Raw genomic sequence first — 24494 nt, 5'->3', positions numbered from 1 at the left:
CAAGTTTATTTTGAGGAGTATTAGATCAAAAGCTGTTATGCAGTTTTGAAACTCAGCTTAAATAACACTCACGACCAAGGTTGTCTTCTCTAGCTATTAAACAACTTTAAGGTGGAGTTTGTTTGCTGAAAACTACTCAAAAAAGAGGTTAAGTATGTTACGGATTACTGCCGATATATTTTCCGGAAGACCCGCTCCAGAGTGGATTATTACGGACGAGGAAGAAGCTCGAACTACGCTCAAAGAGATTGCTAACAATCGTAGCATTGTAGCCGAAGCAGCTTCTGCTGATGCTGGATTAGGGTTTCGCGGTTTCACCATTGAACCCCTCTCTGACGAGCTTGCCCAAGACTTTGAACTACCCGCTAGTATGTATATGGCAGCAGGTGCGAGTGCTGCTAGCGATAAAGCGAACGAGATTGCTGAGCGTTTGATCGGCTTAATGAGCAGTGCAGAATCATCTCCAGAAGCATCGGCTTTCGGAGAAGAACTACCTTTAGATGAAATGTTGCAGAATTTTCTGCGACAACAACTGGAAACCAGCAGCAGAGTTTCAGTATCTGATGTTGAAGACTTACCAAACATGGCGGTAGAAACCTCAAGTGAGGCTGCTGCTACCTGCTTTTATGATACTTCGCCCTATAACCCCGGCTTCTGGAACAACAACCCCGTAATCCGGCAGAAAAACAACTGCTATAACTATGCGAGCAATAAGCGGACAGATACTTTTGCCCAACCAGGAAAAGGATGCGGACATCAGTACACTGCAATTAATTGCGTAGAAGTTACCAAAGCTTCTCTGTGCGATGGATTGCACAAACGCTACGATTGTTTCCCCGCTTCAGAAGCCCCTCGCTATTTAGTAGCACTGGTTATCGCCCCTGGTCCGGGCTTTGTTGATTTCCACTGGTATCGCAAAATGCGAGAAGGATTTTGGGGTCACAAACCGGGTTCGACAGCGGCTCGGAATACAGATAACAGCGGCGTAGTCATCACTAACCCAGCTACCTGTAACCGTGGGCCTTACACCATCTTCTGTGGCTACTTTTACACTTGTAAGAGCCAAAAGATTAAATAGAATCTATAGCACTGCGGAATGTGGGTTCCCCACACTGGAGAAGAAGACCATGCAACGGGCTTATTCACTCACAACATATCTAGAAAGGATAATTGGCTTGGGTTTTTTAATGTTTTTGGTGACTTTGCTTGGATGTTCGGTCACAGCTTTAGGAGACAAAAAGATGCAAGTAGAAGTGGATATGTTTAGTGGCAGACCAAACCCACATTGGGAATTGACAGTGCAAGAATCTCAGCAGTTTACACAACGACTTCAATCATTGTCTACACATCAAGGAGAAGGAGCTGTTAATGAAGGATTGGGGTATCGTGGTTTGATTGTCCGAGAAAGTGGTGAAGAGGTAGAGGGCGATCGGGAAATTGTGATTTCTAATGGATTGATCGTGGCTAGACGCAATGGTAAATCCCAACACTTTCCCGATAAAAACCGTACTTTAGAAAAATGGCTGATCCAGACAGGAGAAGGACGGTTAGATGACGAACTTTACCATCAAATTAGCAAATTAGCCGAGTAAACAGCACAGGACTTACGTACAAAGTGTATCTGTAGGGCGCAGCACACCGCACCTTACCCCACAAATAATGTAAAAATTGCTCTTTTGCGTAAGTCCTAAATAAGTCGAGTCAGCATCAAAAAAAGTAGAAATTCATGTCAGAAAAACTGTCATGGATTTCTAATAACACTCAATAAGAGGTATTTATGTCTGAACAACCTAGTTTTTCCATCCCAGAAACTGCCCAAGCTGATGAAACGACAGGGCGTTACATTATTACTTTCCGCGATGATGCGGTGATAGAAGGGTTAGACCTTCTGAACGACCAAACTGGCATCAGAGACCTGGCAAATGCTGCCGATTTCCCGGACTCTGCTCTAGACTTGAGCCAAATTGAAGCAGCAGGGGGAGCGGTGTTTCCCACTCTTGGCGTGGCCGTCGTCTCGTTAGACGAAGGGGCTTTCAGCAACATCATGACATCAGCGGGAGAGGATTCGGCTATTCTGGCGATCGAACCGGAGCGCACTTTCTACGCCATTGGTGATGGGTTGTCGGCAGACTATTTGCGGGGTTATCGCGATGCGGTGAATAACCTGTACGACAAAGCCACTACTACAGAAGCAGCAGAAATCGAGAAACAAGAATGTTTTTCCGATGATAGCGAGTCTACTTGGGGTTTGAAGGCAACGAAGGTGATGAACTCTCTGTTGACTGGTAGTGGAATGAAAGTTGCTGTGCTGGATACGGGGATGGATCTCCAACATCCCGACTTCGCAGGTCGATCGATCGTATCGCAGTCCTTCGTACCAGGGGAGGACGTACAAGATGGCAACCGTCATGGCACGCACTGCATCGGGACAGCCTGCGGGTTCAAGGATCTTAACGGCCGCAGGTACGGGATCGCTTACGAATCGACCATTTATGTCGGTAAAGTGTTGAGTAATGCCGGTAGTGGCGCTAGTGGCTGGATTCTGGCTGGGATGGAATGGGCGATCGCCAATGGGTGTCAAGTGATCTCTATGTCATTAGGAAACACCAATCCAAAGCCCTCTACAGCCTACGAAACTGTCGGTCGTCGGGCACTACAAAATGGGTGTCTGATCGTGGCGGCCGCCGGCAACCACGGACCAACCAAAACCGTTGGACAACCAGCGAATAGTCCCTCGATTATGGCTGTTGCAGCCGTCGATAACTGCGTCCAAGTGCCTGACTTCTCGGCTAGCTCTGACCTAATTCAAGGAACTAAAGTCGATATCGCCGCTCCAGGAGTGAAAGTATACTCATCAGTGCCTATGGATAAAGGGCGTTATGCTGCTTACAATGGCACTAGCATGGCTACACCGCACGTGGCTGGGCTCGCTGCCTTGTATGCCGAATCGACTGGTAAACGAGGTGCTGAACTTTGGCAATTGCTGACTGCCTATGCTATGGCGCTACCGTTGCCAAATACTCGTGTCGGAAGCGGTTTAGTACAAGCTCCGTAATGCAGAATACTCAAATCCCCGCAGCACTAGCCTGCGGGGATCTAACAGAAGACAATTTATAATACCGCAATGGATTTGCTCCAAAGGATGCTAAATATGTCTGACGAACAAGTACAGCGCATTATAGTGACTGTTGACGACCAAAACATATCGGTAATTCAATCGGTTGTCACTGCCTTAGAATCGGCGGGAATGAAAGTAGATGAGGTGCTGCCTGTGATTGGTATCGTTACTGGAGAAGTTGCTGAGTCGAAGCTAGAAGGACTAAAGAGCGTACCAGGCGTGGCTAGTGTTGAGATCGATCGAGAAATGCAGGCAATTTAAACTAATCAATCATTTAGGGGTTAGTAGATCCAGTTTTGCTAACCCCAAATAGCGAATGCCTTCTGGCGTCACGTCAAAGCGACAGGGCAAAATCTCTACACCTTCACTAATCGCCTGTCTGAACAATTCTCCGTAAAGGCGATCGGCACTATCCCCCGGAGCAAAATCAGTACAATCCCCGCGATTAATAAAATACAGCATTACAGCCCTCGAACCCTGCCGCACCACTTCTATCAATTCTCTCAAATGCTTTTGTCCCCTCTCCGTCACTGTATCAGGAAATAAAGCCAACTCCTCTTTTACCCAAGTTGTATTTTTCACTTCCAGAAAAATTGGTTTTTCCTCACCAGTTAGCCAAAAATCCACTCTACTTTTTTTATCAGTGCCGTAAACAACCTCCGGTTGAATTAAACTGTAATTGCCCAACTCTGGAAACAATTTCAATTCCAAAGCTAATTTAACTACTCGATTTGGCAGCCCAGTATTAACTCCTACCCAAGTTGGCACAGTGTCGCAAACTTTAATTAATTCCCAAGTATAAGCTAACTTGCGTTTGGGATTGTCGCTGGGAGATACTAGCACTGGATTGCCCGGAATGTAAACACCAGTCATCGGGCCAGTATTCGGACAGTGCGCGGTGATTATTTCTCCCGAATCTAGTTCTATTTCGGCAAAAAATCGCTTGTAACGTTTGATGAGAATTCCGGGTAAAAGAGGAGGATATTTGTAAATTAAGCCAGTCATTATATTTTAGATTTTAGATTTTACCTATAACCGAATACCTGGGTTCGCACTTTTTAAATAAGTCGGGGAGCTAACACAACCGATCATAAGTTATCAATTATATGTTATTTATCTGCTTTTATCAACTCATTTATTTCATCATTTTTAAATTGTAGATTTTAGATTGTAGATTTTAGATTGACGCATCATAGCACGAAACTGCGGTTTGTAGTTAGGACGAAGAGTCCCGATCGATTATTGAATTTCCGCAAGTCAGTAATATCGATAAAATTGGTATCCGCGCAATTCCCCCTAGAAGTTTTATGAGTTCATGATATGATTCTCCCGATTCGCGATTAAAATAAGTGAATCCTTTTAGCATTAGCGTTTGTAACCATTTGTGTCCCAATTACAGAAGCCCTCTCGTTCCCTCGCAGGGATTGCCGGCATTGTCGCAGTCGCCACTCTAATTAGCAAAGTCTTTGGATTGGTGCGCCAAATTGCGATCGCCGCAGCCTTTGGAGTCGGTGTCGCCGTCGATGCCTACAACTACGCCTACGTCATCCCTGGTTTCTTATTTATTTTGCTCGGAGGGATTAACGGGCCATTTCACAGCGCCATAGTCAGTGTTTTAGCCCGCCGGGATAAAAAAGAAGCAGCACCCTTAGTCGAGACTATCACCACCTTAGTCGGGGGCTTGTTGCTGTTGGTGACGATCGCTTTAATTATTTTTGCCGATCCGCTGATCGATTTGGTGGCACCGGGATTAAATAGAACAGCAGAAGGTTTACAAATTAAAGCAATTGCCGTCCAGCAATTTCGGATTATGGCGCCGATGGCATTACTTTCAGGCTTAATCGGCATTGGTTTCGGCACTCTCAACGCCGCCGATATGTACTGGTTGCCATCAATTAGCCCTTTATTTTCCAGCGTTGCACTTGTTGGCGGTTTGGGTATTCTCGCAATGCAACTCGGAGATAAAATTATTCAGCCGGAATACGCACTAATGGGTGGCTTAGTGTTAGCTTGGGGAACGTTAGCGGGTGCAGTTTTGCAGTGGTTGGTGCAACTGCTGGCGCAGTGGCGCGCGGGGTTGGGAACATTGCGTTTGCGGTTTAATTTTAAACGGCCGGGAGTGCAAGAAGTAATTAAGGTGATGGTTCCTGCTACCTTATCATCAGGAATGCTGCAAATTAATGTTTATACTGACCTATTTTTCGCATCCTACATCCCTCAAGCTGCCTCTGCGTTGGGTTACAGTGGCTTGTTAGTCATGACGCCTTTAGGCATCATTTCTAATGTAATTTTAGTGCCATTTCTACCCATATTTTCTCGCCTCACCGATCCGAGAGATTGGCCGGAATTAAAAGATCGAATTCGTCAATCTTTAGTTTTGACCGGCCTTACAATGCTGCCGCTGAGCGCTTTAATGATAACGCTGGCTGGGCCGATCGTCCGCGTTGTTTACGAACGCTATGCTTTTGATCGGTCAGCCTCGCAGTTTGTCGCGCCGATATTGATGGCTTACAGTATTGGAATGTTTGTGTATTTGGGACGCGACGTTGTGGTACGGGTATTTTACGCTTTGGGAGACGGGGAAACCCCTTTTCGCATCAGTATTATCAATATCTTTTTAAACGCTCTTTTGGATTATTTGTTGGTTGGAGCCTTTGGGGCGCCCGGATTAGTTTTGGCGACGGTGGGAGTGAATCTTCTTTCGATGATTATGCTTTTGTACTGTTTAGATAAAAAGCTGGGTGGCCTGCCTTGGGGGGAGTGGAGTTTACCTTTTCTGGGGTTAACTTCTGGCAGTTGTTTAACTGCTTTCGTTACCTTAGCTACTCTGCAAAGCTGTCAAAGAGTTTTGGGTACTGAAGGTTTGGTCGTTCAATTAGTGCAGTTGAGTGTGGCAAGTTTTGTAGGGTTAGGAGTTTTTGCCCTGTTTGTCAGTCAGATGAAGTTGCCGGAAGTTGATATGTTTGTCGATCGCATTCGCGGCCGTTTTCGCAAATAAAATTGTCGGGGCGGGTTAAGGGCGAAATACCAGACACAACGCCCACAATCTGCGTACAAAACCCGCCCTTTCCTTTACATTTTCCGCTGAAATTCCTCAAGAACATCCATCAATTGAACTTGACACTGCATCGGAATCAAATCTGCCAGTGGCACTTCCCGCTTGCCGCCGCCCAGCTTGACTGGAATTCCTTGCAAAACTTGTCCAACTTTGTCAGCATCTAAATTGCCATCTTCCAGCATGGAATAAAGTTGTTCGGCAACAACGGTATGCAGGTGAGCATCTCTCAGATACAAATGCCATTTGGCAATGTCAATGTAGACATTTTCGCCGATTTCGGCTGCTAAGGATTCGATCGCCTGTGTAGTATTAGCCATATCAAAAAAGCCGAAAGTTATTTGTTATCAATCAAAAGACTTAACAAATCGCCGCCAACTGCCTTCAGCCAGAATCTTTGGTGAGGGGCGAATAATCGGCGATCGCAAAATGGTAAATCGCGTGGGCCAAAACTACTAGAGCCCATCCACCCGTTACCGAAATAGCCCAAGGCCAATCAGCCTTTTGCAAATTGTGAACAAACCACAAACCTGAATTGGTAGCAGAAAAAAGACCGACGTGGATAGCAAAATTCATCCGGTCATCTAAGCGGCGGTACTCTGGATCATTGCGATCGGGTTTGCGGGGCCAACGAGGAGGCATAGTTTTTCACTTGATATTAGTAGTTCTGTGCCTATTTTAATCATAAGTGCAGCTTTTTGAATGCTGCATCCCTCTTTCGGTAGGAAACTTATGCCTCTACATTTTCATAGTCTCCAGACTTGCCGCCACTTTTACTCACCAGTCGAATTGACTCAATGGCGATCGACTTTTCCAATCCTTTCGCCATATCATACAAAGTCAGCGCCGCCACCGAAACCGCCGTCAGCGCCTCCATTTCCACCCCAGTTTCCGCCTTAATTTTCACCGTCGCTCGAATTTGATACCCCGGCAACCCAGCATCCGCTATCACCTGCACTTCCACACTACTCAGCGGCAGAGGGTGGCACAGAGGAATCAAATGTGCAGTCTGTTTCGCCGCCATAATTCCAGCCAGCCTTGCAGTGCCCAACACATCACCTTTCGGCGCATTCCCCGCTTCAATCGCCGCAAACGTCTCCGGCAGCATACGCACCCTGGCAGCCGCCACAGCTTGCCGCACAGTGGGCACCTTCGCTGAAACGTCCACCATTTGGGCTTCCCCGCTGTTGTTGAGGTGAGTTAGCTGTGTCGCATCGGGCAATTTAGAAAAAGTTTGCGAAAGGTCTTGCATTATTTTGGTAATGGTGTTACTGTTAGATTCTGTGAGAAAAGAACTTAATCAATTTTAGATTAAATCTGAACTCAACAGGGGCTTGTAGCTTAGTTGGATAGAGTGCATGGCTACGAACCATGAGGTCGGGGGTTCGAATCCCTCCAAGCCCATTTAAAAACGTTATAAGCTGTGAGTTCTGAGTTTTGAGTTTTGAGTTTTGGATTAAGAAATTAATTCAACTCACGACTTAAAACTCAGAACTTTTTTAATTGGGTACGTTTACTGATGCAAAGCATAAATATCTTTGCCTCGACCGATCGCAAATTTCATCGAATTAGATAAGCCCTTGCTAGACTGAGTAATAAAAACCAGCAAAGCCAAACCAGCGAGTCCAGCCGCAAAACCAAACATATTTCTGTAGCCAACTTGTTCAGCCACAAAGCCTAAAGTCGGCCCCGCAATCGCAATGCCCAAATCAAATCCGCCAATACAAAGGGAAAACAAGCGCCCCCTTTCATGAGGTTCGCACCTGTCCGACATCAGCGTTACCATCATCGGCAAAACCGTACCGCCCGCGCAACCTTCAACCAAAGCGGCGATTAAAAAAGCACTGCTGGTGTTAGCAAAATACAACAATAACATCGACACGGCATAACAGATTAAGCCTGCAGAAATAAACAAGCCACGACCGTATTTGTCCGAAGCCCGTCCCGTGAGCAACCGTATACCGAAACTGGCGATAGCCGCCGTCGAATAAAATAATCCTGGATTCAAATTAGTCTTAGTTTCTTGGATAAACAAAGGCATAAAAGTGCTCAAAGTTCCAAATACTAAACCAACTACCAATAACACTAAAGCCGGAATCCGCACTCTCGGATTCCAGAGCATTTTCCAGTATTTTTGGCTATTTTTGTCCTCAGATAGCGAGTCCGAGAGTGTTAAATCTACAAAATTAGGTTCCGCAATTTTGCAGGTAAAAACTACAGCCGTTGCAGCGAACGCCGCCGACATCGCAAACAGAGGAGTATAACCAACCCAAGCTTGCACAAATCCGCCAATAGCCGGCCCAACTGCTAGACCAATAGGATTCACCAAGCTCATGTAACCAATTAATTCGCCCCGCTTTCCTGGCGGCGATAAATCTGTTACCAAAGCGCTGTAAGCTGTGGTAAAAGCGGCGATACTAATGCCGTGAAAAACGCGAATAAGTAACAGTAAGGGGATAGATTGAGCTAACAGGTAGCCCAAAGGGGCGATCGCAGCGACTGACGCGCCTAGAAGCAAAACTTGTTTTCGCCCCCTGCTGTCGGCTGTTTTACCCAACTGCGGCCTCGATAGCAAAAGTCCGATCGCAAATGCACCCATCACAAAGCCAATTTGCTGTTTTGTGCCGCCCACAAATTGAACATACAGCGGCAAAGTTGGCAGTAGCGAAGCCAAACTCGACCAGAATAGCAGGCCTGCAGTGAATAAAATCAGTAAGCTGCGTCTGGGTTGGGGATCGATTTCCCTAAAAATATTCAAGATGCTAATTCCCTTTAAATCTTCCGATTGCACTCAAAGTAAGTTCGAGTGTCTCTATCATTGTGTTACAAATTCTTAAGATTTGCACCAAAAAAGTTGATATTCGACTCACTGTCAACTCTCAACCGTCAACCGTCAACCGTCAACTCTCAACCGTCAACCGTCAAAAAAGAGCATTCTTACCAATCAACCTCAGCCCTTTCCTCCACCACCCGTTCATAAACCCACTGGGTTTCTATCGCCAACTTCGGCCAACTAAACCGGCGTTCCAAATCTTGATAAGCATTGTCAACCAACCACTGCGCGTAACCCGGATTTTTCAAAACCTCCAAAATTCCCCAGGCCAAAGAATCCCGATTGTTTGCCTCAGTAACAACGCCAGTTTTAGTGTGCAGCACCACCTCTGGAAGTCCGCCCGCATCCGAAACCACCACAGGCACTCTTGCAGCAAAGCTTTCTAACGCTACAATCCCAAAAGGTTCGTAAAGACTGGGGAAAACCGCGCAGTCAGCCACCGTCTGGAATTTGTCGAGATGTTCCTCAAACATGAACCCAGTAAAATAACACTTATTCCAAATTCCCAAATGCCAAGCTAAATGTTTAAGATGGTCTGTATTGCCGCCGCCAACAATTACAATTTTCGCTTTACCCCCCATTTCCCAAATTACTTTAGGTGCCGCATTTAGAAATACACCAATGCCTTTTTCATAGCTAATTCTTCCTACATAATAGACAATTTTCTCATCGTCAGCAGCAAACCTTCGGCGGAAATCCATCGCATCAAATTCGTGCCAACGGGGCTTTTTATCGGGTCTAATTCCGTTGTAAATTACCTCTATTTTGTTCCACGGAGTCGCTAGTACCCGTTCGGCTTCCCGCCGCATATAATCACTGCAAACAATTACTCGCCAAGAATTGTAAGCGAGGTCGTTTTCCTTGGCGTTAATGTAGCGCTGCCCTTCATTGTGGATGCCGTTGAAGCGCCCGTATTCGGTGGCGTGGATGGTGGTAATTAGCGGTACTTTAAAGGTATGCTTGAGGGCGATCGCCGCATCTCCCACTAACCAATCGTGAGCGTGGATGATATCAAAGGGGCCTTCCTCAAGCATCAGTTTCCCGCCTTGGTGGCCCATGCTTTGGTTGAGGTTCGCCACCCAGTGAAAAAAGTCCCTGGCGTGCCCCACCACCACCCGATGCACACGTATTCCTTCCACCACTTCGTACATCGGCGCGTGGCCGAACTCTACTGTAATTAAGTGAATTTCGTGCCCCAGCTTCACTAATTCTGGATATAGTTCCGATACGTGGCGGGCGATACCGCCTACGATTCTGGGAGGAAACTCCCATGCCAATACCAAAATTTTCATCTTTCTCCCTCCAAATAATTTATATAACTTAATGTTTAGAGTTAACAGATTTATTGTATAATGCTCAGCCTTAAATTTAAGTTGATCGCAAGTTGATGCCCAATGCCTGACTTTTGGCAGGAACAAAGACAGAAAATCATGCCTAAAGCTGGTTTTTGCATGAAATTGCTCGATCGCCATTACCTGAAAAAAACAGGTTTCCTCAAGATTTAAGGCACTGAGGCAAGCAATGGCGATCGTAACTACCCGCTTACCGTTTCTTCAAAATCGGCTCCAATTCACCGCGAAAACGGGTCCAAGCAGCAGCCGATGCAGAATTAGAAACAGCACCCTGACGCATCAAAATCGCGCCGTCTTCAAAGCCAACAATTCCGTACTCTCCAGATTTGGACATTCGATCGATCGCCGGTACGATCTCCCGCAACTGTCCCCGTTCCCCGCGAAACGCAGTCTGATACTGCTGCAACTGCCACAGATCGGCAATTACATATTGCATCTTCACTGCCTTCCCCGCATCATTGCGGAGTTCAAACATCGGAAACCTGAGAATTTCCCGCCTGCTTGACAAAATCGGCACAATAGTATTCGTCGCTGCCACGCTAGCATCAGCAGGAATTTTAGCCAACAGCGGCCGCACTTGCAAAACGTGCTGCCATTGTCTGACAAGAGGAACCTGCACCCAAGGATCGATCGCATCGGGCAAAATCCAAGAAAAAGTCCGATTTGGGTTAGAAGTGAAGGTAAAAAATAGCGACAAACAGATGCAAAACGCCCAAAAGCGGCGAAACTTTGAAGATGAAGGCAGAGGAAATAAAGCAGAAGGAAAACGCAAAAACATTCTTTCCTCTCTCACCATTCTATCTTCTTCCTTTTGACGCTGGGCCCACCACAGAATTGCCCCATAAAAAAGCCCTGGAACCACAGTCATCGCATAGCGAATATTAATCGCCAGCACCGACTCTCCTTTCGCTAAAAATAGCTTCAGCAGCGGAAATCCAGCTATCATCCAAGACGCAGGCGCGAAAGCAGGAACCAAAGCTAATGGCAACCACTGACCAAGCAGGTATCTAATCTTACCAAAAAACGGCGTAAATAATTGAGCCACCAACCGCCCGGGATTGCTCACCATTCCCCAAATAATTTCTAGAGTAGAAGCTTCATCTCCATCGGCATATTGGCCGAAGCGCTCCATCATAAACCGCTGGGATATATCAGCAGAAAACAAAGGCATAATCAGATTGGTCAGGACGATCATATAACCAAAACTGAGTATGCAGACAGCCAAACCAGTCCGAGGGTAGCGCCGGCTCAAAATCAGGTAAACTCCGACGCCAAATAAAACAACTCCCCCATCTTCTCGCACGGCCAAAATTAAAGTTGCCAGAATCCCAAACAGCGGCCACCAGCGCTTCTCCATCGCCAGCAGCAAGCCAAAGACATAAAGTGGGATTTGACAAATATCGTGAAAATTACCCAAAGTCGGGCCGATGACCGCGTTAGCGCAGTAATAGCTCACAACAATTGTCGCCGACAGCTTTGGTTCCAGATAGTGTCTGGCGAGAGCATAGAGCACTCCTCCAGCCGCCGTAATTAAAGTCACCTGCAACACAGTCAAAGTGACGGGCGAGGGAAACAGCGAGTAAATTGGCAGCCACAGCATTAGCGCCGGGGTGAAATGCTGCCCCAACCGGTAGTAAGATACGGACGGGAGCTGGTTTTGGTGAACCACATTAGTGGACAAAGCCGAAGAGAGGGAACTCTCAAACAAGTGACCCTGAGTGCCATTCCAAAAAAGTTGATTGAAAATGCCTTGGTCGTAAGTAGCGTAAAAGCTGTAGTAGCGGTGCAGCGTCAGCAACAGGCACAGCACAAAAAAGGCCGCCGCCACTTGAACCACCACCCGCAGCGACTCATTTTTCTTCCATCTCAAAAATATCATCTGCCCGCCTGTAATGAAATTATCGGACAATAGCATAAATCTAAAGTAAGTATTAAATTAAAGTAGAAGTGAAATAACTCGGCTCGGCAATGCTCAATTATTTTCACCCGATCGAAAAGCTCAACAGCGTCCATCCAACACCAGGCACCAGCGGCACTGACTGTTCTCCCGAACAGCCGGTAAATCCCGCACCGCTTTTACAGCTTTTGCTGTTTGTAGACAAGCGTTCCTCTTCCCGGGAACAGACCAGACACATCCGCAAGTCCCTAAAGGATTTGAAAGCAGAGTGCGACTTTGAGCTTCAAATCATCGACGTAGGAGAACAGCCCGATTTAGCCGAACACTTTAAACTTGTAGCCACTCCCTCGCTGCTCAAAATTCATCCCGATCCCCGACAAACTCTCGCCGGCAGCAATTTAATCGCCCAACTCGAACACTGGTGGCCGCGCTGGAAGCGTTCTGTAGAAGAATACGCAGCTCAGCAGCAGTCGGCCTCAGCTCTCGCGGAAACCCTGACTGACGCAAAACCAATCTATTCCGTTGCTTGCGCCGCCGAAATTGTGCAGCTTTCCGATGAAGTTTTTCGCCTCAAACAGGAAAAAGAACACCTGCAAGAGCAGTTGCAGTTGAAAGACCGGATTATTGCGATGCTAGCTCACGACTTGCGAAATCCCTTAACGGCCGCATCTTTGGCTTTGGAGACTTTGGAGTCAAGTCAGAAGGTGAAAGAGGGGGAAAAGTCACGTTTGACACCGAGTCTGGCAGCTCATTTGATGAAACAAGCCCGCCGCCAAATCCGAATTGTCGATCGGATGATTACAGATATCCTGCAAGCAGCCCGGGGTACAAACGCTCAACTCCACATTGAACCAAAAAAAATCGAACTGGGAGCGATTTGTCAAGATGTAATAGGGCAATTTCAAGACAAATTTCAGGCGAAAAGTCTGAACTTAGAAACAGACATTCCCGCAGATTTGCCCTTGGTTTATGCCGATCCCGATCGCATCAAACAAGTCATAGTCAACCTGCTTGACAACGCCAGCAAGTACACCCCAGACCGAGGAACTGTTAATCTTTCAATTCTCCACCGCACCGCTTACAAAGTTCAAGTCAGCATTTGCAACAGCGGCCCGGGAATTCCTGAAGAAGATTGCGCGAGCATTTTTGAAGACAGCTTTCGCTTGCAGCGAGATAAATCAACAGACGGTTACGGCATTGGACTGTCTCTGTGTCAAGGCATCATCCGTGCCCACTACGGTCAAATTTGGGTAGACTCTGTACCCGATAGAGGCAGTTGTTTTCACTTTACTCTGCCCGTCCAAAAATAAAACTTAGCTGTAAATTTGTCAGTTGTCAGTAGCAACCGAGTTTGATATTACAGCTCAACTTTTCCGCAGTGCAGCAATAATCTGTGCGTTTGCCTTGGGAAAAGTAAATTGGTCAATTTCGTCGAGTGTCACCCAGCGAATTTCATCGCATTCGATCGTTTGCGGTTCCCCGCTGACGTGGCGGCAGTGGTGCACGTATAGTCTAACTGTAAATTTAGTGTAGTCGTGGTCAATTGTAATCAAGCGATCGCCAACTTCTACGACAATCCCCAACTCCTCCATAATTTCCCGTTTTATGCAAGCTTCGATTGTTTCCCCAGGCTCTATTTTTCCGCCCGGAAACTCCCAGAAACCCCCGTGCAGTCCATGTTGTCGGCGCTTGTCAATCAAAATTTGTTGGCGATCGTTCCAGATTGCAGCAACGCCGATAACTTTGTGGGCAAAAGGAGGAAGAGACATATTTATTAATTAGGAATGGGGAATAGGGAATGGGGAATGGGGAATGGGGAATTTAAGAATAATATCAATAATTATTCAATTATTTTTTAATCTAAAATCTAAAATCTAAAATATTAAGCCCCCATCTTGCGAGGGGGGGCTTGACACTTGGATCACTTAAATGTTAAGAATCTACTAATCGTCCGAGCCATGTCTCTCACTGGCTTGTATCGACTTTTCAAAAGTCATTCGCTGTTCGGCATTTTTGAGAAAATAACCGCTAATCATAGCCGAGGCGAGCAATCTACCCAAATGTTCGCGACTGGTAGTCACTGTCACCCCGAAGTGTTCCGAAGGCAAATTCCCCAAAAGTCCAACAATATTTCGCTCCATTACTTGAAACACTTCGTGAGAAGTCGGCTTAGACAACTGAGAAACTGTGTCGGGAGCCATTGACTGCACGTATTGCCATAATAAGTTGGCATTTTCTCCGTCTTCTTCAAAGAATTCTGGGGATTTATTAGATGAGTTGCTCACGAGTACCTCCGTTTCAGACACAGCTTGTTATGTTAGACGCGGGCGGTTAAATTAAATAACCCTTATCTGATGGCTGCTGATCTTTATTACTAAGTAATTACTAATGTAGCAGGACAGTCATAGCAACCAAGTGGGCACAACCGAATTAAAAGCGGCGGTTTTTACGATTTTAGATAGGGGATTGCAAGTGGGGGGAACCCGATCGTCAATCCCCAATCTACCTAGCTGGCTAGATAATCGTTGATATCTTGCTTGCGCTTGCGGAGTTTGGTTAAAGCTTCCCGTTCTATTTGCCGCACTCGTTCCCGACTGATGTTGAGACGATCGCCTATTTTGGCCAAAGTTAGGGTTTGCCCGTCTTCTAAACCGAACCGCAAGGCGAGCACTTCTCGCTGTTGCTGAGTCAGTTCCGCCATCAGGTGGTCTAAGTCAGTCCGCAGGGAAGATTGCAGGGCAAAATCTTCTGGCGTAGTACCCGTATCTTCCAACAAATCGCCCAACTCTGTATCTTGATTGTCTCCCACACGCAAGTCCAGGGAAAGTGGCAGGCGCGCGCGATCGAGATATTCGCGAATCTGTTTGGGAGTCAATTCTAGCTCTGATGCCAATTCAGCAGCCGTGGCCGCGCGACCAAGCTGTTGAGCAAGTTGGCGCTGAGCTTTTTTAATTTTGTTGAGCTTTTCGGTGATATGGATCGGTAAGCGGATGGTGCGGCCTTTTTCGGCAATGGCCCGAGTAATTGCCTGACGAATCCACCAATAAGCATAAGTAGAAAATCTATAGCCCTTAGTCGGGTCAAATTTTTCTACTCCCCGCTGCATCCCGATCGTGCCTTCCTGAATTAGATCCAGTAAATCTACGTTGCGCTTGATATATTTCTTGGCAACAGAGACTACCAGGCGGAGATTCGCTTCCACCATTTGGCGCTTTGCCCTTTCCCCGTTTTCGATCGTCCGCTGCAACTGTGCCTCAGACAGCCCAACTGCCTGTGCCCATTCAGCCGCCGTCGGGTCGCGGCCTAACTCTTCGGCTAAAATATCTTTCTCCTGATGCAGTGCGGTTGAGCGCTGTACCTGTTTCCCGTAGAGTATTTCTTGCTCATGGGTCAACAAGGGAACGCGGCCGATTTCCCGCAAGTAAGCGCGAACAGAATCTGTATCTGAGGACTTAAGAGTTTTCATGAGCTTTTCCCGCTGAGGATCTGTGCCTCTAAAGGTTTGCGGTAGTCGCAAACCCCTAGCTTTAGCTGGGAAGGAAAGCGGGCGGGGACTTGCGCTTTCCTTCCATTTAAAGAGGCTTAATTTTATGGTAGCTAGCTACTACTCCCAGTCAGCACCGTCTCAGGTTAGGTTTTGGTTGGGGCGTGCACAATACTACGTTATGTTAAGAATCTTAACATTTGTGAGAGCACTTGGCTACACTTCTTCATATTTATTTCATACCAGCCTGGACTGTTGATACGAGAGTACCCGCTTTCCTGGCTTTACAGTTTGCATCAATATAAACAACATCCGCCACATCTCAGAGGGGTAGATTGGTAGAGGGGGAGATGGGGGGAATGGGGAGAGGGGGAGATGGGAGGGAATTTGATCCTTTTGGCACAGTGCAAGAAAAAAATACAAAAAATACAATTTAAATGCCCAACAGCTTTTCAATACCCTGAATATGAAGTTACAGATATTGATGAACCCGCCCCAACAGATAATGACTAATGACTAATAACTAATGACTTCTTTGCCGTTGAGCTTCGTACAAGATGAGGGCTGCGGCGATCGACACATTTAAAGATTCTACGCCACGACTCAGGGGAATTTGGATTTGTCGATCGGCCAAACTCCTCAATTCTTCCGACAAACCAGAGCCTTCGTTGCCCAAAACTATCAGAGTCGGCACTCGCAAATCTACTTCCCAATAACTTAAACTGGCCCCGGCGACGGTTGCTAAAATTTGCATTCCTCGATTTTTATACGCGGAGACTTCGGCAGTTAAATCTGGACTGACTGCCATTGGCAGCTTAAACCAAGCTCCTGCTGAGGCGCGCAGCACTTTGGGATGGTCTAAATCGGCGCTGTCTGCGCTCAGCAGCAAACCGTCGGCATTAGCAGCCGCAGCCGTGCGGACGATCGCCCCCAAGTTGCCGGGATCTTGGATTGTTTCTAAGGCTATTCCTAAAGTTGACAATTTTGCGGGTTCTGTTGCAGTGCGGGGTGCGGTGGCGACAATGCCGTCGGGTTGGACTGTAGTGGCGATCAACTCTAACACTTTTGCACTTACTAATTCTGTGCGATCGGCTAAATTACCAACTTGCTCCCAAAGTTCCCCGTGCTGATCCAGCCATTCGGGAGTGCAGCAAACAGTTGCTAGGGGGTATTTGGCAGCGCAAGCTTCCTCCAGCAAGTGCGTCCCTTCGAGTAAAAATAATTGTTGTTCCCTGCGTCCCTTCGAGCTGTGCAGCTTGCGAATTTCTTTAACTAGGGGGTTTTGAATACTTGTCAGCATTGTTTTATTCAGCAGAGCGAATGGGGTTATTGCCTGTATCGGGTTAACCCCAAACTTCCTTCTGCCTTTGGAATGCGGAACCCGGGACTTGAACCCGGAAGGCTTGCACCACATGAACCTGAATCATGCGCGTCTACCAATTCCGCCAGTTCCGCATCGGTCACGAATTACTACTTTGCCATAATTTCGCGAATCTGTCAAGTGTTTTGGGGAATTTATTTTTTTGTGGGCTGCGAGTAATATTTTTTTGCACAAATTAATGTTCGGGTTGAGAAATCCTTTAGTTTGGAGTATTTACTGTTAGCCAAACATCGCAAAACGCTGTGTAGTTGAGTAGGGTGCCTCAGATCGCGTCCCGTTATTAATAATCCACAAGCTTTGATCTGACGCACCCTACGGGATTTGCTGAAAAAAGGGGAATCTAATCAGCCAAATCGGGGAAAACGTCGCGCACGGCCGGATGCACCAATCGATGATTCTGCACGTTCAATCCCTTCGCCAGACTCGGATTCATTTCCAAAGCTTTAATCCCGTTATTTGCCAACTGCAAAACATAAGGCAAAGTGCTGTTATTCAAAGCTTGAGTCGCAGTCCAAGGCACAGCACCGGGCATATTCGGCACGCCGTAATGCACAACTCCTTCCTCAACATAAGTAGGATTTGTGTGAGAAGTTACCCGCAAAGTTTCCACGCAGCCGCCTTGGTCAACGGCTACGTCAACAATCACAGAACCGGGGTGCATCTTCGCAACAAATTCGCGAGAAACCAGCACCGGAGCTTTTTTACCTAAGACCAAAACCGCGCCGATTAATAAATCAGCATCGGGAACAACTGCTTCTATTTGTAAAGGACTGCTGTAGAGGTATTCTACTCTGGAACCGAACAGAGTTTCTAAATAGGCTAGGCGATCGACATTTACGTCTAATATCTGCACTCTCGCGCCCATTCCTACAGCAATTCGCGCTGCTTCTGTGCCGACGATGCCGCCGCCCAAAATCACAACTTTACCCGGTCTTACGCCCGGTACGCCACCCAAAAGTACGCCTCTACCACCTTGCTGTCGTTCCAAAAACCGAGCTCCAAACTGCACGGCCAAACGCCCTGCAATAATACTCATCGGTGTCAGCAGCGGCAATTTTCTGTCCGGGAGTTCGACGGTTTCGTAGGCGATGGCCTGGACTCCGCTGCTGATTAAATACTCGGTTAATGTGCGATCGGCTGCCAAGTGCAAATATGTAAACAGCAACTGCTCTTTTTGCATCAGCGGATACTCAGCAGGCAGCGGTTCTTTAACTTTAACAATTAGTTCGCGATTCCAGACATCTGAAGCCTTTAAGACAATCTTAGCGCCTGCTTCAACGTAGTCCTCGTCCGCAAAACCGGCCCCAGCACCAGCATTCGTTTCCACAAAAACTGTGTGGCCTTTGTCCGAACAAGCCCGAACACTTGTGGGGCTAAGCCCGACTCGAAACTCTAAATCCTTGATTTCCTTGGGGACGCCTATTTCCATCTATAACCTCTAATCTCAGGCATACATAGATCGAATCTAACCTAAAAACCATCCCCAGCGGGACAATACCGTTGTAGATTTTAGATTTGGCAATCCGGCTGGGCTAGGAGAATTTTTGTTGGATTTTTTGCCAGATCGATCGCATTTTTCCAAATTGATCGTTTTCCATCAAGTCGATCGTCTTTTTAGCTTGTTCCAACTGTAACTGTAGCTGTTGAATTTGATATTGGTAATTCTGCAATTCGGAATTGGCTTCCTCCGAGGGAATCCGCAGTGCCGTTTCCCCAGTATTTTTCCTGATTGCAACATCGTGATAGCCTAGGGTCTGAAAGGCAAAAAATACGAGTTCCCAGTTATTCGCAATACAAAACTCATTGACTGCTTTCGCCACGCCGTAAGGCATCACCTCGCCTACCGACCAATTCGTGTAATCGTTAAAAACCATCATTCCTTCGGCTTTAATTTTTGTTTTACCTTGCTGAATATCTTTGCATACACCTTGATATTCGTGGTCGGCATCGATATATATCCAGTCAAAATACTCGTCAGGAAAGCTCCTTAAAATTGTCGAAGAATCCCCTTCGTGAAGCTCTACCGTTCCATTTTCTATCCCTTCTTGAACTAGACTTTTTTGTTTTGTGCTTATTTCTGCTTTGAATAAATCAAAATTATAATCGATCAAATGCAGCTTTTTGGGCTTGGCAATAGCGAGAATTTTTTCCGCAAAACGGCCGTATTGAGTTCCCACCTCAGCCACCACACTATCTTTCGGCAGATATTCCAATATCTTTAATCGACTTTCAACAAAGCGACAATTCTTAACGTGACAATCTTGAAGCATGGGGGCCGAAAGCAGGAATGGATTGTCATCCAAATTATTCCACTTCTCGTTATTCCAGTCCTTAGTCGCTTGTAAAAATCTTTTTTTGTATTCGATAAAATCAAACATATTATTCCGATGATAATTGAACTCGAAGCCCTGGGGAAAATATCTAATCAATACCAAGCATTGTATAGTCAGTGCCTACGTTTTTTTGCCAATTCAGAAGCAATGACTAAAGTACCTACTACATTTTTTTTACATTTTTGACATGGGGGCAATTTGGTCGGCTACAAAAAATGCTAGGGTAATCCTATTTGATTTGTGAACGAGATTTTTTGTAGAGGAAACCCTGATGGTGTATAGAACGAGTAAATAAAGAAATCTTGACTTTGACAAATCCTGAAAGGATTACTATTTAATTTTAAGTTAACCCTATTTTAGATTAAAATACATTAGGGTCTAAGAGATGTGATTAAATAATAGCTGATAGAGACTCTGCTGTCAATATATTTGAGCGGTCACTTATAATTTAACAGGCATAACTCGCCCCCTATCTAAACCAATGCCACGCATACCTACCTTAACATTCGATCGCGGAACTCTATTGCTGCACCCGCCGCCCAAAGGCAGAGACTGGGTGGACTTTGCCACTTGGGACGATCGCGTGGAAAAATACCGCATTCGAGCCATTCACTACCGCCCGCTGGTAGAATGCCTCCAAGCCGAGTGCATTCATTTCACCGACGAAGCTAGGGGATACGAACTACTCGAACTCGTACCCAGCGTGGAAATGCAGCCTTACCCACATCAAGAACAAGCCCTCGTCGCTTGGCAGGAAGCAGGAAGCCAAGGAGTAGTCGTCCTCCCCACCGCTTCCGGCAAAACTTATCTGGCACAATTGGCCATGCAAGTCACTGGTCGCAGTACATTAATTGTAGTACCAACTCTCGATTTAATGCACCAGTGGTATGCTAATTTAAAAGCAGCTTTCCCCGACATCGAAATCGGATTGTTGGGCGGAGGTTCGCGGGACAAAACGCCAATTTTAGTCGCCACCTACGACAGTGCAAGTATTCATGCAGAAACCTTGGGCAATAAATACGGTTTGCTGGTTTTTGACGAATGCCACCATTTGCCAACGGACTTTTATCGAGTAATTTCCGAATATGCGATCGCGCCTTTTAAACTCGGACTGACAGCTACACCCGATCGCACAGATGGCCGCCACAGCGATTTACATTTCCTGATCGGCCCGACAGTATTTAGCAAAAGACCCGAAGATTTGGCAGGCGATGCTTTAGCAGATCATAAAATAGTTCAAATCATGGTAAAACTGTCACAAGAAGAAAGTGCTCGCTACGCAGAATTAATCAACATTCGCAACGACTTCTTAAAACAGTCTAACATCAAAATATCCAGCCTCGAAGGTTGGAAACAGTTTATCATGGCAAGCGCGCGATCGCCCCTAGGACGGCGCGCCATGCTAGCCCACCGCCAAGCCAAAGAAATCGCCCTTTGTACCGAAGGAAAACTGCGAATCTTAGCCCAAATACTAGCAGAACATTCTCCCCAACGCACCCTAATTTTCACGGGTGACAACGCCACAGTTTACCGAATTTCCCAAGAATTTCTCATCCCCACAATTACCCACCAAACCCCTGTCAAAGAACGCCACGAAATCCTCGATCGCTTTCGCAGCGGCGAATACAAAACCCTAGTCGCCTCCCACGTCCTCAACGAAGGAGTGGACGTTCCCGACGCCAGAATTGCTATCATATTGTCAGGAACGGGCAGCGAACGCGAGTACATTCAGCGATTGGGTCGAGTTCTCCGCAAAAGCAGCGATGCAAACAAGTTAGCAATTCTCTACGAAGTCGTCACCGAAGACACCAGCGAAGAAAGAACTTCTCAACGCCGCCGAGGAGGAATGCAGCCTCACAAACCCCAAGTAAAAACACTAATTGAACAGCCCCAGCCAGAATATCAGCAAGTACAAATTATCAAGCCCACTCCGATTTACGGAGTCAACCGCCAGACAACCCAGCGCGCGGCCGAGTCGCCTCAAAAATGGGGAGAAAATAATGATGAAGAAAATGAAGATTAAATATTGCAAACTTAGTGTATAATCTCATTAACAACTAATTTACCTTACCTAAAAATGAGCGCAACTGCACAAATAACTAACTTTAAAGTCTTCCCCAAGCATATTGGAGTTTGGGAGGGAAACTGGACAAGACTCGATGCCGACTGCAAAGAAACCGAGCGTTTGACATCAGTGTTAACCATGAAAATTGTTGACAACGAGTGGAGGCAAACAAACGTTCAAACTTATGCCAATGGCAAGAGTGAAACCAAAAATTTTGTGGGTCATGTTGTCGGTGAAGGGCAAGTGCAATATGAAAGCCCAGACTCGGTTTTTTCCAACTACAAAACACTAGCCACAGAAGTTGGAGATAATTTGATAATTTTTCAAACGTGGGACAAAGCAACTGGCATTCTGATGGCTGTTGAAACCATCAATATCGTCAGTTCCGATCGGCGAATTCGGACTACCCAACTCTTGACTGAAGAGGGAAAACTTAGGGGAGTTACGGTGATTGTTGAAAAAAAAATTGAGTAAAACTTTTCACTGCTTATGCTACCAACTGATTTATTAAGTCACCGCCAAAACGGGGAATCAATCATCCCGCTCCGCCTCAAGATAGATGCTAAAAACTTAGAAGCAGCAAAGGAAACGATCGACTGCTTTCAAGAGTCGATCGGCAAAACCCAAGGCGAGCTCGACGGACGCTTGCTAGAATTAGAAGGCGACAGCCCGGATTATCGGCTGAAACGGGGATTAGCGCACCTGCTGAAAGGCGGTTTCTGCACCTTGGAAGTCATCAGTCCCCTAGAACCCTCAGAGTTGAGACAGCGGGTTTTTGCCTTGTCTGCGCGATCGACTCCCAGCCCTCAATCCACCCAATTAACCCTGGAAAAAGTAGCAAGTGAACTCAGCCAAGAGTTAAACAGAGAAGTTTTACCTCACGAAATCACTACAGGTTTATACGCCGATTTAAACGAAAATAAAATCCTCACTGAGTTTAATGCACCAACTCCCGAAAACTTGCTTCACAAATACAATCTTTCTCAAGTTCAAGGCATATTTTACCGAGCAAGTCAAGTCCAATTAACCGCCCACCGCAACGATCCAGGAGAATACAAACTCTTATTTCGCTATCTGAAACTATTTCAATTAATGACTTACATTGAAGGCGATGCAGACCACGGTTTTACACTGACAATAGACGGCCCTACAAGCTTGTTCAAACCCAGCACTCGGTACGGCTTAGCCCTCGCGAAAATGCTGCCCGCACTGCTGCACGTCACCAAATGGAGTATGCACTCGACACTGCACACAAAAGACCCTTTTAGTGGCGTTTTGAAAACAGGTAAATTCACCCTAAATTCCGACTGCGGTTTAGTCAGCCACTATCCCCCTGGCAAGCCTTATGATAGTATGTTAGAAGCCGCATTTGCTGAGAGATGGAATTCTACAAAAACCGAGTGGCAACTAGAGCGAGAAGTTGATTTAATTCCGATTCCAGGTAGTGTGATGATTCCCGACTTTCGGTTGGTGCATCCCGACGGGCGAGTATTTTTATTAGAAATAGTTGGCTATTGGCGGCCGGAGTATTTGCAAAAGAAATTTGCACAAGTACATAAGTCTGAATGCGATAACTTGATTTTAGCTATTTCCGAACGGCTGAATTTAGAAAAAGCCGGGGTGAATGTAAATGACGTGCCAGCAAAAGTAGTCTGGTTTAAAGATAAATTGTTGCCCAAATCAGTCCTGGAAGTCCTCGAAGAGTAACCAATCCGCGCCCCAGTTGGGAACTTCTTTCTTTCTCTCTCTCTCTCTGCGCCCTCTGCGCCCTCTGCGGTTCAAAAAAATCCTCCTCAAAAAATATCGCACATTGCCAGCTATACTAAAATAGGAATTCACCCAAATCCTTGCCACCGCATACTCTCACCCTAAAACCGATTGAAAAATGGCAGACACAAGTATTGTCGAAAGAATCAAAAAGCTTTTAGCCCTTGCCACCTCATCAAATGAAAACGAATCGACTGCTGCGGCCGAAAAAGCTTCCCTTTTACTGGCACAATACAATCTCAGCCTCGCGGATTTAGGACCAAATCACCAAGAAGAGATTGACGAAAACTCAGTTGAAACAACATCGAAATTTGTCACTTGGAAAATGATGCTGCTGTCGGGAATTGCCGACGCTAACGGTTGCAATGCCATGCGAAACACTTATAATGGCAGTATGTTTTTGGTGGGAACTTCTACAAACCTGATTGTTTGCAAACATCTGTACGAGTATTTGAGTTCTGCAATTGAAAAAAGGGCTAAATACCGCAAAGGAAACGGCAGGGGGTTGGCGTATCTGAATGCTTTTCGGGTTGGATGCGCGACAAGGTTAAGACAAAGATTGTTGGAACAAAAACAGGAGATGGAAGAGTCGGGGATTCCGGGTTCGGGGGATGCGGCGGCGACTCCAGGGATTGTAGTGCGATCGATGTTTGAGAAAAATCAACAGGCGATCGCGGATTATCTAGAGGGCCGAGGGGTTAAAATTAGAACGAGAACAGATTCTCAAGTCAGCAGCGCGGCGGGTTTTAATTCGGGGTATGAAGTGGGCGACAAAATTAGTTTGCATAAGCAAGTGCAGCCGCAAGGGGATCTGAAACAACTTAATGAATGTCTTTGAGTAGGATGTGCATCGTGAAAATCAGCTTCCTAGGTTAGAATTAAAAACAGAAACTAACAGAAGAGAGCCATGTCAGACCAAGAGATCGCTAATATAATTACGATCGAACCGGGTAAACGAGGTGGTAAACCTTGTATTCGAGGCATGAGAATTACAGTCTATGACGTGCTGGAATATCTTGTTTCTGGGATGACTTATCAAGAAATTCTAGATGATTTTCCCTATCTCATCCAACAGGATATTTGGGCTTGCTTGAGTTTCGCAGCTAAACGGTAATTGGAGCGAGAGGGATATAGCAATAGTCCGGACAGTTTTTAAGCAGCCAAAGTACCATAAGACAAGACTGAAGGAAGGTTAGGGTGATTTAAAAT

General features: G+C 46.2%; 24 protein-coding genes and 2 tRNA genes. 12 read left to right on the top strand and 14 right to left on the bottom strand.

Features of this window, described 5'->3' with window-relative positions:
• The first annotated feature begins 154 nt into the window (after positions 1-154).
• From QUA77_RS20620 to QUA77_RS20605, 4 genes are all read left to right on the top strand, one after another.
• Positions 155-1078, top strand: a complete 924-nt coding sequence (locus QUA77_RS20620; RefSeq protein WP_333037569.1) for a hypothetical protein — start codon at positions 155-157, stop codon at positions 1076-1078.
• Between the two features lie 49 nt (positions 1079-1127).
• Positions 1128-1592 (top strand): hypothetical protein, encoded by a 465-nt coding sequence (locus QUA77_RS20615; RefSeq protein ID WP_333452174.1) that lies wholly within the window; start codon positions 1128-1130, stop codon positions 1590-1592.
• 185 nt (positions 1593-1777) lie between these two features.
• Positions 1778-3055, top strand: coding sequence for a S8 family serine peptidase (locus QUA77_RS20610; protein ID WP_333037577.1), 1278 nt, complete (start codon positions 1778-1780; stop codon positions 3053-3055).
• Between the two features lie 96 nt (positions 3056-3151).
• On the top strand, positions 3152-3379 hold the full coding sequence (locus tag QUA77_RS20605; protein ID WP_333037580.1) for a hypothetical protein: 228 nt from the start codon (positions 3152-3154) through the stop codon (positions 3377-3379).
• A 9-nt stretch (positions 3380-3388) separates the two neighbouring features.
• On the opposite strand, the gene sfsA is transcribed toward QUA77_RS20605, so the two are convergent.
• Entirely contained in the window at positions 3389-4123 is a 735-nt protein-coding gene (sfsA, locus tag QUA77_RS20600) for a DNA/RNA nuclease SfsA (RefSeq protein WP_333037584.1), read from the bottom strand.
• 379 nt (positions 4124-4502) lie between these two features.
• On the opposite strand from sfsA, the gene murJ reads away from it, so the two are divergent.
• Positions 4503-6116 carry a murein biosynthesis integral membrane protein MurJ gene (gene murJ, locus QUA77_RS20595; protein ID WP_333452171.1) on the top strand — a complete coding sequence of 538 codons (1614 nt, stop codon included), beginning with the start codon at positions 4503-4505 and terminating at the stop codon, positions 6114-6116.
• Positions 6117-6190: 74 nt separating this feature from the next.
• Here murJ and QUA77_RS20590 read toward each other — a convergent pair whose 3' ends face one another.
• The 3 genes from QUA77_RS20590 to moaC all read right to left on the bottom strand — a co-directional run bounded on the left by QUA77_RS20590 (position 6191) and on the right by moaC (position 7425).
• Positions 6191-6493: a DUF3181 family protein gene (locus QUA77_RS20590; protein WP_333037589.1), complete on the bottom strand. Its 303-nt coding sequence runs from the start codon at positions 6491-6493 to the stop codon at positions 6191-6193.
• A gap of 64 nt (positions 6494-6557) precedes the next feature.
• Complete coding sequence (locus QUA77_RS20585) at positions 6558-6815, bottom strand: 2TM domain-containing protein (protein WP_006633890.1); 258 nt, start codon at positions 6813-6815, stop codon at positions 6558-6560.
• An 88-nt stretch (positions 6816-6903) separates the two neighbouring features.
• Positions 6904-7425 carry a cyclic pyranopterin monophosphate synthase MoaC gene (gene moaC / locus QUA77_RS20580; protein WP_333452168.1) on the bottom strand — a complete coding sequence of 174 codons (522 nt, stop codon included), beginning with the start codon at positions 7423-7425 and terminating at the stop codon, positions 6904-6906.
• A gap of 78 nt (positions 7426-7503) precedes the next feature.
• On the opposite strand from moaC, the gene QUA77_RS20575 reads away from it, so the two are divergent.
• Positions 7504-7577: transfer RNA gene (locus QUA77_RS20575), tRNA-Arg, on the top strand.
• A 109-nt stretch (positions 7578-7686) separates the two neighbouring features.
• Here QUA77_RS20575 and QUA77_RS20570 read toward each other — a convergent pair.
• From QUA77_RS20570 to QUA77_RS20560, 3 genes are all read right to left on the bottom strand, one after another.
• Entirely contained in the window at positions 7687-8931 is a 1245-nt protein-coding gene (locus tag QUA77_RS20570) for an MFS transporter (protein ID WP_333452167.1), read from the bottom strand.
• Positions 8932-9110: 179 nt separating this feature from the next.
• A complete protein-coding gene (locus QUA77_RS20565) occupies positions 9111-10298 on the bottom strand; it encodes a glycosyltransferase family 4 protein (protein WP_333037599.1) in 1188 nt (395 codons plus the stop codon).
• A 250-nt stretch (positions 10299-10548) separates the two neighbouring features.
• The gene (locus QUA77_RS20560) at positions 10549-12273 is read right to left on the bottom strand and encodes a DUF2079 domain-containing protein (RefSeq protein ID WP_333452165.1); all 1725 of its coding nucleotides are present in this window, start codon (positions 12271-12273) and stop codon (positions 10549-10551) included.
• A gap of 53 nt (positions 12274-12326) precedes the next feature.
• Between QUA77_RS20560 and QUA77_RS20555 the strand changes: the two genes are divergently transcribed.
• Positions 12327-13565, top strand: a complete 1239-nt coding sequence (locus QUA77_RS20555; RefSeq protein ID WP_333452163.1) for a histidine kinase — start codon at positions 12327-12329, stop codon at positions 13563-13565.
• A 54-nt stretch (positions 13566-13619) separates the two neighbouring features.
• On the opposite strand, the gene mutT is transcribed toward QUA77_RS20555, so the two are convergent.
• The 7 genes from mutT to QUA77_RS20520 all read right to left on the bottom strand — a co-directional run bounded on the left by mutT (position 13620) and on the right by QUA77_RS20520 (position 19498).
• Positions 13620-14024, bottom strand: a complete 405-nt coding sequence (gene mutT, locus QUA77_RS20550) for an 8-oxo-dGTP diphosphatase MutT (protein WP_333037605.1) — start codon at positions 14022-14024, stop codon at positions 13620-13622.
• Positions 14025-14198: 174 nt separating this feature from the next.
• On the bottom strand, positions 14199-14540 hold the full coding sequence (locus QUA77_RS20545; protein WP_172187001.1) for a DUF760 domain-containing protein: 342 nt from the start codon (positions 14538-14540) through the stop codon (positions 14199-14201).
• Positions 14541-14761: 221 nt separating this feature from the next.
• Complete coding sequence (locus QUA77_RS20540; protein ID WP_333037606.1) at positions 14762-15721, bottom strand: RNA polymerase sigma factor, RpoD/SigA family; 960 nt, start codon at positions 15719-15721, stop codon at positions 14762-14764.
• Between the two features lie 541 nt (positions 15722-16262).
• A complete protein-coding gene (locus QUA77_RS20535; RefSeq protein ID WP_333452161.1) occupies positions 16263-17039 on the bottom strand; it encodes an RNA methyltransferase in 777 nt (258 codons plus the stop codon).
• Positions 17040-17112: 73 nt separating this feature from the next.
• Positions 17113-17194: transfer RNA gene (locus QUA77_RS20530), tRNA-Leu, on the bottom strand.
• A 266-nt stretch (positions 17195-17460) separates the two neighbouring features.
• Positions 17461-18549, bottom strand: a complete 1089-nt coding sequence (ald, locus tag QUA77_RS20525; protein WP_333452159.1) for an alanine dehydrogenase — start codon at positions 18547-18549, stop codon at positions 17461-17463.
• Between the two features lie 103 nt (positions 18550-18652).
• Entirely contained in the window at positions 18653-19498 is an 846-nt protein-coding gene (locus QUA77_RS20520) for a class I SAM-dependent methyltransferase (RefSeq protein ID WP_333452157.1), read from the bottom strand.
• Positions 19499-19934: 436 nt separating this feature from the next.
• On the opposite strand from QUA77_RS20520, the gene QUA77_RS20515 reads away from it, so the two are divergent.
• The 5 genes from QUA77_RS20515 (at position 19935) to QUA77_RS20495 (ending at position 24399) form a co-directional block, all read left to right on the top strand.
• A complete protein-coding gene (locus tag QUA77_RS20515) occupies positions 19935-21476 on the top strand; it encodes a DEAD/DEAH box helicase family protein (protein ID WP_333452156.1) in 1542 nt (513 codons plus the stop codon).
• Positions 21477-21530: 54 nt separating this feature from the next.
• Positions 21531-21992, top strand: a complete 462-nt coding sequence (locus QUA77_RS20510) for a DUF3598 family protein (RefSeq protein WP_333037618.1) — start codon at positions 21531-21533, stop codon at positions 21990-21992.
• A 15-nt stretch (positions 21993-22007) separates the two neighbouring features.
• The gene (locus tag QUA77_RS20505) at positions 22008-23225 is read left to right on the top strand and encodes a DUF790 family protein (RefSeq protein WP_333452154.1); all 1218 of its coding nucleotides are present in this window, start codon (positions 22008-22010) and stop codon (positions 23223-23225) included.
• Between the two features lie 178 nt (positions 23226-23403).
• Entirely contained in the window at positions 23404-24123 is a 720-nt protein-coding gene (locus QUA77_RS20500; RefSeq protein ID WP_333452152.1) for a DUF2786 domain-containing protein, read from the top strand.
• Positions 24124-24192: 69 nt separating this feature from the next.
• The gene (locus tag QUA77_RS20495) at positions 24193-24399 is read left to right on the top strand and encodes a DUF433 domain-containing protein (protein ID WP_333452150.1); all 207 of its coding nucleotides are present in this window, start codon (positions 24193-24195) and stop codon (positions 24397-24399) included.
• Positions 24400-24494 lie beyond the last annotated feature (95 nt).

The sequence above is a fragment of the Microcoleus sp. K5-D4 genome (assembly GCF_036704575.1).
In the GTDB taxonomy this organism is placed as follows: Bacteria; Cyanobacteriota; Cyanobacteriia; order Cyanobacteriales; family Microcoleaceae; genus Microcoleus.
Note: the sequence above shows the minus strand (reverse complement) of the source record. Positions and strands in the feature narration are given on the sequence as shown.